Source organism: Ruminococcus sp. NK3A76 (assembly GCF_000686125.1).
Classification (GTDB): Bacteria; Bacillota; Clostridia; order Oscillospirales; family Ruminococcaceae; genus NK3A76.
The window spans coordinates 2134022-2146151 of sequence record NZ_JMMA01000002.1; the positions used below are offsets into that span (position 1 = coordinate 2134022).

Annotated in this window: 9 protein-coding genes; 3 read left to right on the top strand and 6 right to left on the bottom strand. The window is 46.9% G+C overall.

Features of this window, described 5'->3' with window-relative positions:
- Positions 1 to 79: 79 nt before the first annotated feature.
- From CD05_RS18220 to CD05_RS0109895, 3 genes are read right to left on the bottom strand one after another with little or no spacing between them, the layout of a single operon-like run.
- Entirely contained in the window at positions 80 to 2215 is a 2136-nt protein-coding gene (locus CD05_RS18220; protein ID WP_051588936.1) for a carbohydrate-binding domain-containing protein, read from the bottom strand.
- A 27-nt stretch (positions 2216 to 2242) separates the two neighbouring features.
- Entirely contained in the window at positions 2243 to 2950 is a 708-nt protein-coding gene (locus CD05_RS0109890; RefSeq protein ID WP_028510364.1) for a DUF4956 domain-containing protein, read from the bottom strand.
- A complete protein-coding gene (locus CD05_RS0109895) occupies positions 2943 to 3665 on the bottom strand; it encodes a polyphosphate polymerase domain-containing protein (protein WP_028510365.1) in 723 nt (240 codons plus the stop codon). The genes CD05_RS0109890 and CD05_RS0109895 overlap by 8 nt, the downstream gene beginning before the upstream one ends.
- 380 nt (positions 3666 to 4045) lie before the next feature.
- Between CD05_RS0109895 and CD05_RS0109900 the strand changes: the two genes are divergently transcribed.
- Genes CD05_RS0109900 through CD05_RS18225 form a run of 3 tightly spaced genes read left to right on the top strand, consistent with a single transcriptional unit; the run spans position 4046 to position 7087 of the window.
- Positions 4046 to 5011 carry a hypothetical protein gene (locus CD05_RS0109900; protein WP_028510366.1) on the top strand — a complete coding sequence of 322 codons (966 nt, stop codon included), beginning with the start codon at positions 4046 to 4048 and terminating at the stop codon, positions 5009 to 5011.
- Positions 5012 to 5028: 17 nt separating this feature from the next.
- Positions 5029 to 5703 (top strand): response regulator transcription factor, encoded by a 675-nt coding sequence (locus CD05_RS0109905; RefSeq protein WP_028510367.1) that lies wholly within the window; start codon positions 5029 to 5031, stop codon positions 5701 to 5703.
- A 34-nt stretch (positions 5704 to 5737) separates the two neighbouring features.
- On the top strand, positions 5738 to 7087 hold the full coding sequence (locus CD05_RS18225; RefSeq protein WP_051588937.1) for a HAMP domain-containing sensor histidine kinase: 1350 nt from the start codon (positions 5738 to 5740) through the stop codon (positions 7085 to 7087).
- A gap of 44 nt (positions 7088 to 7131) precedes the next feature.
- Here the strand turns inward: CD05_RS18225 and CD05_RS0109915 are convergent, their stop codons facing one another.
- The 3 genes from CD05_RS0109915 to CD05_RS0109925 all read right to left on the bottom strand — a co-directional run bounded on the left by CD05_RS0109915 (position 7132) and on the right by CD05_RS0109925 (position 12130).
- The gene (locus tag CD05_RS0109915) at positions 7132 to 9873 is read right to left on the bottom strand and encodes a leucine-rich repeat protein (RefSeq protein ID WP_028510368.1); all 2742 of its coding nucleotides are present in this window, start codon (positions 9871 to 9873) and stop codon (positions 7132 to 7134) included.
- Positions 9874 to 10085: 212 nt separating this feature from the next.
- Positions 10086 to 11303 (bottom strand): hypothetical protein, encoded by a 1218-nt coding sequence (locus tag CD05_RS0109920; protein WP_028510369.1) that lies wholly within the window; start codon positions 11301 to 11303, stop codon positions 10086 to 10088.
- A gap of 140 nt (positions 11304 to 11443) precedes the next feature.
- Positions 11444 to 12130 carry an ECF transporter S component gene (locus CD05_RS0109925; RefSeq protein ID WP_028510370.1) on the bottom strand — a complete coding sequence of 229 codons (687 nt, stop codon included), beginning with the start codon at positions 12128 to 12130 and terminating at the stop codon, positions 11444 to 11446.

A 12130-nucleotide genomic window follows, 5' to 3' on the forward strand; every position in this document is an offset into this window, starting at 1 on the left:
CAAGAATGGCGTACCTTCGTAGTGAGGGTACGCCGTTCTCGTTGTGGAAATATAGGGAAGTGTGGGATATAGCGTGAGTTTAATGTCTCCTGCCGCCGCCCTGACCGCCGCCGAAGCCGCCAAAACCGCCTGTGGAGTTAGATGTGTTTATGCTGTCAAGCGTTACAGTTTCAGACTGATCTCCTGCTGTGAGGGTATATGTCTTGCCCTGCACGAGCTTGTCGCTTGTGAATGCCATGCTCTGCCATGTCTTTGCAGGGGTGTAGGTCGCTATGACGTTTCCGTCCTCGTCCTTTACCGTGACCTCTGTGCCGGCCGCAACAGATGATGTGAAATTATGGAGCAGGCTGACCTGTGTCGAATCATCTGTAAAGCCTTCCTCCATGCCCTGCGCACCGAATGCTGCGAGCGTGCCGCCTGTCACCTTGAGCGAGTAGTTGCCGTCGCCCTTGTCAAGAGCGCCGTTGCCGCCGTTTGTCGGGCCGTCAACTGTTACATCGCCGCCCTCAATTAAGATATTGCCGTTTGAATCGAGCCCGTCGCCGTTTGCATTGACATAGACCTTTCCGTTTGTTATCTTAAGATACGGTGTATCTGCGCTGTCAGTGGCCTGCTTTGCGCCGAAGCCGCCAAAGCCGCCGCCCGAGCCGTCTGATGCGTTAAAGCCGTCATCAGATGCATTGACAGTCACGCTGCCGCCGTTTATGTTGATATATCTTGCCTCAACACCCTCGTAGGACTTAATGATGTTCACAGTACCCGAGGATATCTCGATTATCTCGTCTGCGTGTATGCCGTCATCGCCCGAGCTAAGGTCAAAGCTGCCGCCGCTTATCACAGCGCTGCCGCTTGTGTGCAGCGTATCATCAGCCGAGTCGATAGTAAACTTTCCGCCTGATATCGCTATGCCGCTGCCGCCCTTAAGACCCTTTCTGCTCTCGCTGTCAGTAAGGTCGGCGTCCTTGGCCTGCGTGTCGGCTGTGTCTGTCTGCTTGTCGTTGGCTGTTGTTTCGAGCTTGTCTTTTATGCTGCCTGTGCTGTCGCCGTCAGTCTGCTGTGTGACCTTGCCGCTGTCTTTCCTGTTGCCGTCAGGGCGCTGGGGGAAGTTTCCGTCAGGCATCTGCGGCATCTCGCCGTCAGGAAGCTGCGGCATTTCGCCGTCGGGCATCTGCGGAATTTCACCGTCGGGAAGCTGGAAATCGCCGTCAGGCTTTTTAAAGTCGCCGTCCTCCGGCATCTGAAAATCTTTGCCGTCCGGCATCTGGAAGCCGCCGCCCTTGCCGCCGAGATCATTTGTCTTCTTGGTGGCATTTGCCGAGCCACCGCCGGTGACTATATTATACTCGCCGTCTTCTATCGTGAGCAGCGTCTGTGCCTGAATTCCGTCTGTGCCGGCTGTTATATCAAAGCTGCCGCCTGCGATATACACAAAGCCCTTTGATGAATCCTCCTCGTTTGAAGAAACTATCCCGTTCGTGCCGGCGTTTATCTTGAAGCTGCCGTCTGCGATCTTTACAGAATCCTTGCCCTCTATGGCTGTTTTGGCAGCTGTCACCTCGACTGTTCCGCCTGCTATCACAAGGTCGTCCTTTGATACGATGCCGTGCTTGTAGCCTGCTTCTACTGTAAGGCTGCCTGTGCCGTTAATAGTCAGGTCTTCCTTTGAGAATATGACTGCGTCGGGGTTTATATCGCCGTCTGCATCATACTCGGCGCCTGTATCTGCAAGGCGGTTATGCGTGCCGTCTGCAAGTGTCAGGAACACCTTTTCAGCGCTCTTTACATATATCACTGCGCCCTTCTCACAGTTAAGGTCAACATCATCGAGCACGAGCTGTATCTTATCTTCCTTATCAGCATCTATTATTATCTGCCCGTTGCTCTGGCAGCCGGTGATAATATAACAGCCTGCCGCAGTTATCCTGACGCTCCTGTCTTCTGCCTGAGCTCCCTCGCCTGTCACGGTCGGGGTCTCGGCCTCATAAAGGATCGTTGTGGCAGATGATGCATCATACCCTACATCAAGGTCGTTAGCTGTAAAATCAAGGTCAAGCTGTAAGATAGTGTCGTCTATATCTGTTTCCTTTGAGCTTATCTGCACCTTTGAGCTGCTCTCCTCCGGGGCTGACGAGCTGTCAGACTTTGAGCAGCCTGCAAGGCTCATCGCCATGACTGTAAGGGCGAGCGCAAAAGCTAATATTTTTCTATATCTCATTCCCGGTCTTCCTTTCTTTCAATGAGGTCAAAGCTCCTCTCTGAAGTCGAACTGCTTTCTTAAAAGCGATATCTCCAGGTTGCCGTTTCTTGTTCTTATCTCGTCTATGAGCTTTTTCTCGTCTTCAAGACTCTTTGCTTTAATTGTATAATCGAGCTTGAAGAGACTGCCCATGTTTGTTGTCTTTACGCTGTCGAGTGTGTGTTCTGTTAAATACTTTTCAAAAAGGTCGTCGAATATATTTGTATAATCAAGTCCCTCGGGGATAGTCACCTTAAGGGTCTTCTGATCTGATGCGTTCTTGTCAAGAGGTATCATTGTGTAGAGGATATTGAGCAGGCAGATAAATACTGTGAAGACGAATGCCACAGCTATATATCCTGTTGCTGCTGCAAGGCCTGCTGCCATTGAGATAAATATTGCGCATATATCCTTAGCCGAACCGGGAACTGAACGGAAGCGCACGAGCGAGAAAGCACCCATAACTGCGATGCCTGTGCCGAGGTTGCCGTTGACAAGCATTATAACAAGCTCGACTACTGCCGGCATGAGAGCTAAGGTTATCGTAAAGCCCTTGGTCATCTTGTTGCGGAATCTGAAAGCCGCCGCTATTATTATACCGAGAGCGACTGCCGTGAAAGTGCATATAAAGAATGACGATGCAGTCAGATTCACGGTCGTTCCCGAAGATGTTGTTGTCGTATCAAGTACAGTACTGAAAATACTATCAAGCACAGTTAATCACCTTACCCTTCTCGTTCTGTTGTGTAAAAACCTTAAGATATGCCCTGCCGTATTTTGAAAAGCTCGTCGGGAATATCTCAAGCCTTGAAAGCTCCTTTGAGAGCCACAGCGGCATAGCGCCCGGTATTTTTATCTCCATGAGCGTCTGTCCCGGCTCTAAAAGCTGCTCGCCGTCCGAGCCCTCATCAAGGCACAGCCTTTCCTGCCTGTAGCGTATATTCGTATCGAATGTTATGCGAAGCGCCTCATTTTCAAGGCCGAACATCGCTATCCTGTCATAGCCTATATACATTGCCGGGCCTATGCCCTCATACATCTTCATGAAATACTGTATCTCATTTTCTATCTGAGGGCTCTTGCCGGGGTGCCTTGTCCCTGCAAGGAAGGGCTCGCTGTGCCTGAGCTTCATGCTCGTTCTTCTCTTATAAACGATGCCCTTGTATTTTTTCTTAAGCTCGATGAACACCTGCGTATCCTCATCAGCCCTGCCGTAGCTCCTCACCCTGAGCTTTTCCTTATAGACCGGCTTTTCGAGCGAGCGTCTTATCAGAAGGCTCTCGGGTGTATCGTAATAGATATTGTTGATAGTCGTCTTGCCGTAGTTATCTATCTGGAACTTGCCTTTGAGCACCTTTTGCAGCTCTGTGTACTGGTATTCATCAAGCAGATATTTCTTTTCATATCTTTCAAATATCTGTCCTGCCATTATGACCACTTCCCTTATTGATGTAAGAAATATACTTATACTTTTCGTTATGCTTATATTCTACACCGCCAACCTAAAACGTACTTTAAATACTGCTTTAAGTTTACCTAAAGTTTGCGGTGTTCTCTTTGCTATGGTCTTATTATAACACCTTGACTTAAAACGAACCTTAAAGATAACCTAAAGTTTACTTAAAACTTTTATGCTTTTTTATATTTCCCGGGAAAAGCAGAGCTTGTACGCTAATTTTCCGCAAATTATCGCCCACAGTTCATAAAATATCAATATGTTTGGTGTATAATGTAATAGTATATATCAAGCCATCAAAAAACTGGCAGAGAATTTAAAGTTATTTTAAGCAAAGGTGTGTATAATAGAAAATGCAGGATAATAAGAACCTTATCCCCGATGAGGATTTTGAATATGAAAAAGAGCTTGCCAGAAAAGCAAGGCTTGAAGAAGAGGATAAGGAAAAAGCAAGGGAGCTTGAAGAACAGGAGCGCATAAAGGCAGAGCGTGAGCGTGAACGTGCCCGTGAGCAGCAGCTTGCAAAAGAACGTGTAGAGCTTATGAAGATAAAGAGCGGCGTTATAGAGCACTCTGACGCAATAAGCGAAACACCTGACGAGATACGCAAGGTGCAGGGCTTTGAAAAGGTCACAAACTTTATCTACCATTATAAAATACTGCTGATATTCATTATAGCGGTGCTTGCGGCGGCGGCATATATGATATACGACACAGTCACACGCAAAAAGCCCGACCTTACAGTTATAATGATAGCAAACAACGGCCTTGAATTCCGCACTGAGGAGCTTTCTGATTTCTTTGAGAAATACGTTGACGACCGCAACGGCGACGGCGAGGTGTACGTTCAGGTGATAGCCTGTCCGCTCAACCCCAACAGCACCGATATGTCGCAGACCTCAAATCAGGCAAAGGCGCTCGCTCAGCTCCAGACAGCAGACAATCTGTTTATGATAGTTGACTCTAACACCGACCCGGATTTTCTGGACGTGCTGTATCACGAGTTCCCGGGCGACTATCCTGACAACAAGTATATGACCGAGAACGGGCTCTCGCTCAATTTCAAGTTCTTTGCAAACGAGGTAAAATATGAGTCGATGCCTTATGATGTCGTGCTCGGTATGAGAGCGCCGATAAAGACAGTGCAGGACTCGGAAGAAAAAATGCAGGAGAACTTTGACAGAGACGTAAAAGTATTCAAGGAAATAGCTGATGACCTCGCCAAGAAAGCCGAGGAGAGCGGCGACACAGGCCTTGAAACACCGCCTGCAAAACTGAAAAAAGACGACAGCTCGTCAGCATCAGACAGCAGCAAATAAACAAGGGGGAAAGCAGTATGAAAATACTTCTGGCCGAGGACGAAAAAGAAATGGCAAACGCCATAACAGCAGTCTTAAAACACAACAACTATTTTGTAGATGCGGTTTACAACGGTGAGGACGCATATAACTACGGCCTTGCAGATGATTACGACTGCATCGTGCTCGATATAATGATGCCTAAGATGAACGGCATCGACGTGCTAAAAAATCTGCGTGCCAAGGGCATTGCAGCACCGGTGCTTTTCCTGACAGCAAAGAGCGATGTCGATGACAGGATAGAGGGGCTCGATGCCGGAGCTGATGACTACCTGACAAAGCCCTTTGCAATGGGCGAGCTGCTTGCTCGCATCAGGGCTATGTGCAGGAGAAAGTCAGAGATAGCCCCGAATGACCTTAAAATGGGCAACGTAACGCTCAACCGCTCGACATTCGAGCTGTGTACCGAAAAGGGTGCGCTGCGCCTTGCGAGCAAGGAATTCCAGATGATAGAGATGCTTATGAACAACCCCAACGTCCTTATCTCGACCGAGCGCTTTATGGAAAAGATATGGGGCTATGACAGCGAGAGCGAGATAAATGTCGTATGGGTATACATATCATATCTCAGAAAAAAGCTCACTCAGCTCGAAGCTGATATAAACATCAAGGCTGTAAGAGGTGCAGGCTACACGCTGGAGAAAAAGAAATAATCCGCACTAAGCATATAATACGGAGGTGAGAGCATTGTTTAACAAACTCAGGCGCAAATTCGTGCTGATAGTGGTGCTCTCACTTTTTGCTGTTGAGGCGGTCATCATCGGCGTGATAAGCGGTATCAACTACTACAACCTAAACGAGCGTGCCGATGCGCTGCTTCAGATGATATCAGAGGGCGGCGGCAAATTTGACACCGACAGCATAAAGCGATATGACAAGGGTCCGAGCAGCAGCGGTGATGATAACGCCCCCCCTGAGCCGCCTAACGGCCAAAAGAAAAAGTCGAAGCTATCAGGCATTATCGGTGCAGGCGACGTTGACATTGAAACAAGATACAGCACACGCTATTTCTTTGTAAGAACAGACCTTGACAACAAGATAAAAATGATAAACACCAGCCACATTGCCGCCCTATCTGCAAACGAATCAAGAGAATTCGCAGCGGAGATACTTGCATCAGGCAAGGAGACAGGCTTTATCGACGGGTATAAATTCCTCGTCACGACCTCCGACCATGACAAGCTGGTAGTGGTGATAGATTTTAATGCCGATATTTCCACGGCGATGAATTTCTTCTACGTTTCCTGCCTTGTGGGTTTTGGTTCGCTGATAGTCGTCACCGTGCTGGTAGCTTTATTCTCAAAGCGTGCTATCAAGCCTATGGTCGAAAACATGGAGCGGCAGAAGCGCTTTATCACCGATGCCGGGCACGAGATAAAAACTCCCCTTGCGATAATCTCGGCAAACACCGAGGTAATAGAGATGCTCGAAGGCGAGAACGAGTGGACTCAGAGCATTCGCCACCAGACGAGCCGCCTTTCAGAGCTTGTCGCACGGCTTCTAAAGCTCGCAAAAAGCGAGGACGAGATAAATCAGGAGCTCATACTCACAGAGTTTGACATATCAGATGCCGTCGCAGATGCAGCAACACCGTTTATCACACTTGCAAAGAGCAAGAATAAAGACCTCACACTTGATATAACCGACGGGCTTAAGTTCATAGGCGACGAAGCGCAGATAAGAGAGCTTGTATCTATCCTCACAGAGAACGCCGTGAAATACGCCGAGGAAAACACCGAGATAAAGCTCTCACTGAAACGCCAGGGCAAGGAAACTGTCCTCTCGGTATTCAACAAGGGCGAGCCTATTGATGAAAAGAGCCTGCCGAGGCTGTTTGACCGATTTTACAGGGAAGACTCATCACGCACCCGTGACACGGGCGGCAGCGGCATAGGCTTATCCATTGCAAAGGCTATAGTCACCTCACACAAGGGCAGCATATCTGCCAAAAACACCGACGGCGGCATACTTTTCACAGCCATGCTCATAAAGGGCAAAGCATCACACACCGGCGGCAAAAACCAAAAACAAGCATGATAAAAGGGCTCCTGCACATAGCAGAAGCCCTTATTGTTATGCTGTTATTTTACCTTGATCTTCTTGGCAGCAGAATAACCGCTGTAGTACTTTGTGCCGCTGACTGTCTTGTAGGTGCGAACCTTTACATAATAGGTCTTGCCCTTTTTGAGCTTGCCTATAGTCTTTGATGTGCCCTTTACAGCTACAGTCTTTGTGGTAGCCTTAGTAAACTTAGCAGTTGTCGAATATGCTATCTCATAGCCTGTAACACCAGCGACCTTGCTGTATGTTACCTTGATCTTCTTGGTCTTGGGGCTTGTGACCTTCTTGACAGCAGTCTTCTTGGGGTTGATCTTGAAGGCCTTGGATATTGTGCCCTGATAGTTGCCCTTGCCGGTGATAGTTACAGTTGCCTTGCCTATTGCCTTGTTGTTCTTGTAGGTAACTGTGTAGTCTGTGCCGGCCTTAAGAGTCTTGCTGCCGACCTTTACAGTTACAGCCTGAGTAAGTGCCTTGCCTGTGTAGGTCTTGTTTGCTATACCCGAAACTGTTGCCTTGGCGATGCTTACCTTTGTGATGTTGAATTCCTTGGAAGCTGTGCCTGTGTAGTTGCCCTTGCCTGTTACAGTCACCTTAGCCTTGCCGGCGTTGGTGTTGTTTGTGTAGGAAACAGTATAGTCGGTATTTGCCTTAAGTGCTGCAGCGCCGACCTTTACTGTCGGGTTAGGCTTAACTGCTGCACCCGTATATGTGCTGTCACTGACACCGCTTATCACAGCAGCCGAGATGCTTGCAGGCTTGATATTGAATGACTTTGAGACAGCGCCCGAATAGCTGCCCTTGCCTGTGATAGTTACCTTTGCTGTGCCTGCGTTTACATTGTTTGAATATGCCACAGTATAGTCCTTGTTTGCTGTAAGTGCAGTAGTACCTATCTTGACTGTCAGTGCAGGTGTCTGTGCAGCGCCGGTATATGTAACATCTGAAAGCCCCTCTACTGTTGCCTTGCTGAGGTCGCCTGTTATGGTAAAGGTCTTTTTAAGTGTGCCTGTGTAGTTGCCCTTGCCCGTGATAGTAGCTGTTGCTGTGCCTATATTGACGTTATTGGTATAAGTGATAGTATAGTCAACGTCCTTAACAAGCTCGATAGTAGGGTTAAAGAGAACTGTTGCCGCAGGTGTGATAGCGCTGCCTGTATATGATGCATTCGGGATCGTTACTGTGCTAAGTGCGATATTTTTCTTCTTAGCTGCGTCCTTGCTCGATGTGCCCGATGCTAAAACATTAATTGTGCAGACTGCCTTTTTGCCGCTTGATGTAGTCACCTGTATCTGCACAAGGCCTGTCTTCTTGGCAGTTACCTCGCCGTACTCGTTTACTTCGGCCACGCTTGTGTCGCCCGAGATATATGTATAGTTATCTGTAGAGTTAGCAGGTGTCATTTCGGGGTAAAGTGTGAGCGTTTTACCGTTTATAAGTGTATAGTTGCTGCTGTTGAATGCTACAGCCGTTGCAGGGATAGCGGCAAATGTCTTTTTGGAAAATACGTTATTTGTAGCGTATTTATATGCAGGCGAATCCTGTATGGTGTTGATAGTAAAGCCTGTGACATCATCAAACATCCTATAAGTTTCGTCTGTCTTCATGGAAGTATTTGCTATATATACATTCTTCAAGTTTGTGCAGCCGCTGAATGTACCATATGTGCCCCAGTCGGTTCCAAAGTTGACAACAGATGAAGGTATTCTTATAGTCGTCAGTGACGAGTCATTCATAAACGCATAAGCACAGAGATTTATAAGCTTTGAGCCTAATGAGATGGATTTAAGTGCAGAACAGTTTTTAAAAGCACTCTCGCCGATATAAATGGGGTTTCCGCCGTTTATAACAGTAGTCAGTTCCTTATCATCATAGAAAGCAGCTTCTTCGATAGATCTTATTTTAGAACCAAATTTTACTGTTTTGAGCTTCGGGCATACCTGGAATTCTCTGCTGCCTACAAGACTGTTGTTTACAGTTACCGAAGTAAGGTTCGGGCATTCCTCAAATGTATTATAATGGCCCCAGTCACTGCCAAGCTCTGTATTTTCAGGTATAGTAACAGATGTAAGACCTGACTTTTTGAAAGCATAAGGCCCGAGATATGTAAGACCGTTTCCAAATGTCACGGTTTCAAGGGCAGTATCACCATAGAACGCTTCCATGCCTATGCTTGTAACGTTATTAAGATTGATAGTTTTAAGAGAAGTGCAGTTATAGAAAGCATTATGATCTATCATCTTTGTAGTGCTGCCGAGGGTAACAGTTGTAAGGGCGGTACAGTCATAGAACATATCCTCCTGAATATCGCCTGCATTGAACACTACTGTTTTAAGATTTGCGCATTTTTCAAATGTTTCGTAACGGCCCCAGTCGTTGCCAAATGTCTTTACAGTAGCAGGAATAGTTATCTTTGTGATAGATGAGTTCTTAAAAGCGCGATAACCTATATATGTAACATTAGACGGGATAATTACCTCTTCAAGGTTCTTGTTATCCTCAAAAGCATTGTTACCTATACCGACAACTTTCAGATCCTCAAGTGTTGCAGGGATAGTTATAGATGAATCAAAGCCTGTGTAGCCCGAGATATAGATCGTATTATCCTTGTTCTTTGTAAACCTCCAGAAGCCTGATGTGTACTCATCAGCTGCGTTTGCAGTAATACCCGTGCCGAAGTCTTCAAACACGCCCTGAGGAAGTGCTGCTGCCGTGCCGAACACGATAGCCACAGCTGCCGCTGCGGAAATGATCTTTTTTACCATTGTTTTTTACCTCCAATTATTTATTTGCAGCGCTAAGATCTTGATATACGCCGCTTAATACTACATTTAAGATTATATCACTTCTTCCTTAATTTGTCAAGTGTTATCTATCAATATAAATTCTTATTATAATTATTTAACAAAACATCTTCCTTTACAGCCAGGAACTTAAAAAAAGCTCCCGCATCAAGCAGGAGCCTAATCAAACTGTATTATTTTACCTTTATCTTCTTGACATCAGAATAGCCGCTGTAATATTTCTTGCCGTCAACTGTCTTGTATGTACGCACCTTTACATAATAGGTCTTGCCCTTTTTGAGCTTGGTGATAGTCTTGGCTGTCTTTTTAGCGCAGGCTGTCTTTGTGGTGTCCTTGGTAAACTTCGAGGAAGTCGAGTAAGCTATCATATAGCCTGTAACGCCGTCTACCTTGCTGTATATCACTTTGAGCTGCTTGGTCTTGGGGCTTGTCACCTTGCTTATAGCCGTCTTCCTGGGAACTATCTTGAATGTTGCCTTTGCTGTGCTCTTGTATGCGCCCTTGCCCTTAACAGTAACAGTTGCAGTGCCTATTGCCTTGTTGTTCTTGTAGCTTACGGTGTAGTCTGTGCCTTCCTTCAAGGTCTTGCCGCCGAGCTTTACAACAGGTGTCTGCTTTATAGCCTTGCCTGAATAATACTTGTTCTTAAGGCCTGTTATCTTAGCCTTTGACAAGCTCTCAGCAGGGAGCTTGTCGGTGTAGGTGTCCTTATAAGAGCCGCCGCACTTAGAGCAGGTGTGAAGCGTATAGCCGTTTGCTGTATGTGTAGGCTTTACCACCTTTGTGGTGTAGGTGTGCTCGTGGCTCTTTATCTTAAGTGTCTTGAAAGCCTTGTTGAATTCAGATTCGAGCTTTGAGAAAACAGAAGACTCCGAGCCGTATGTGATAGTATACAGCACGTTGTTGTTTATAAAGAGTATCTGCACCATTTTTATTGTGTAGCCGTCTTTTGACATATTAGCCTGCATCTTGCAGGCAGCATTGCCGTTGAACTGGCACTCCTTGGCGCTTACGTTTGTATAGCCTGCGTCCTTATACTTCTGCAAAAGGTCATTGCCGAGGTACATAACGCTTATATCCGGCACACCGCCACGAGTTACGATATTGAATGAAGCTGTAGCGTTCAGCAGGTTTGTAGTATCGCCCTTGTATGAATATGCGCAGTCAACATTCTGGCTTTTTGACTTGATATCCTGCCAGCTGTTCTTGTCAGGGCTTATGGTGAAATACCCATTGCTGGTCTTGCTGCTTGTAGTAGTCGCTGATGCGTGTATCTGCACCTGTCCTGCTATAGCGCTCTCTATCTCAGAAACAGCACCATCCGGCAGAGTTGCTGCGCCGCCGAAAACGAGGGCAAATGCAAGCATTGATGAAACAAATCTCTTTAACATATTTATTTACACTCCCTATAATAAAATACACTGATATTATACCACATACAAAGTCCTTATGCAAGGGGGTATCAGGCATAAACTTAAAAAATCAAACATAAAAGCACGGTGTCTGCTGCCATAAGGCAGAAACACCATGCTCATATCCCGTATTTAGTTCTTACTCTTTCGAGCTTTACGCCGAACGGCTTAAACAGCAGCAGCAAAAACAGAACATTCGACACCGCATATGACAGCGTGTATGGCACAGCAGTTGCGAGCGCCGAGAAGTAAAGCCCCCACGAAAAGCCCTTGTTGTACCAGAGCACCGTCCATATATCCATTATAAATGAGTAAGCCACACCGCACAGCGCCCCGTAAATGAGCAGCAGCGGCATATTTGCTTTCAGAGGTCTTGCGAGCACGCCTGCGAAAAAGCCGATAAGCCCCCAAGCCAGCATCTGAAAGACAGTCCACGGCCCCTGCCCGAAGTAGAAGTTTGAAAGCAGCGCCGACATTGAGCCTACAAGAAAGCCTGCTTCGCTTCCCATGTAAATGCCTGTGATAACTGCCATAGCAGTAATAGGATTTAGAAACGGAATGAACCGCCCTGCGAATGCGAGCGCCGTCATAACAGAACATATCACCATGCGGCGTGTGCCTATCTTTTTCTTGTCAAAGCCTGCCGCAAAGAGCAAAAGTGCAGCTGCCGCCGCTGCGACTGACACTAAAAGATGCCAGCTGCTGTCAAGCATCAGCGCCCCCGACACAGCAAGCACCGGCACTATGACAAACGGCACGCTGTAGCGCACAGCAGAGCTTATGCGCTCGTTTTTTATCATCAGCAT

Excerpts from the sequence above, each read along its gene's own strand:
- CD05_RS0109920 (WP_028510369.1), bottom strand. The coding sequence starts at position 11,303 with ATGTTAAAGAGATTTGTTTCATCAATGCTTGCATTTGCCCTCGTTTTC.
- CD05_RS18220 (WP_051588936.1), bottom strand. The coding sequence starts at position 2,215 with ATGAGATATAGAAAAATATTAGCTTTTGCGCTCGCCCTTACAGTCATG.
- CD05_RS0109900 (WP_028510366.1), top strand. The coding sequence starts at position 4,046 with ATGCAGGATAATAAGAACCTTATCCCCGATGAGGATTTTGAATATGAA.
- CD05_RS0109915 (WP_028510368.1), bottom strand. The coding sequence starts at position 9,873 with ATGGTAAAAAAGATCATTTCCGCAGCGGCAGCTGTGGCTATCGTGTTC.
- CD05_RS0109905 (WP_028510367.1), top strand. The coding sequence starts at position 5,029 with ATGAAAATACTTCTGGCCGAGGACGAAAAAGAAATGGCAAACGCCATA.
- CD05_RS0109895 (WP_028510365.1), bottom strand. The coding sequence starts at position 3,665 with ATGGCAGGACAGATATTTGAAAGATATGAAAAGAAATATCTGCTTGAT.
- CD05_RS0109925 (WP_028510370.1), bottom strand. The coding sequence starts at position 12,130 with ATGCTGATGATAAAAAACGAGCGCATAAGCTCTGCTGTGCGCTACAGC.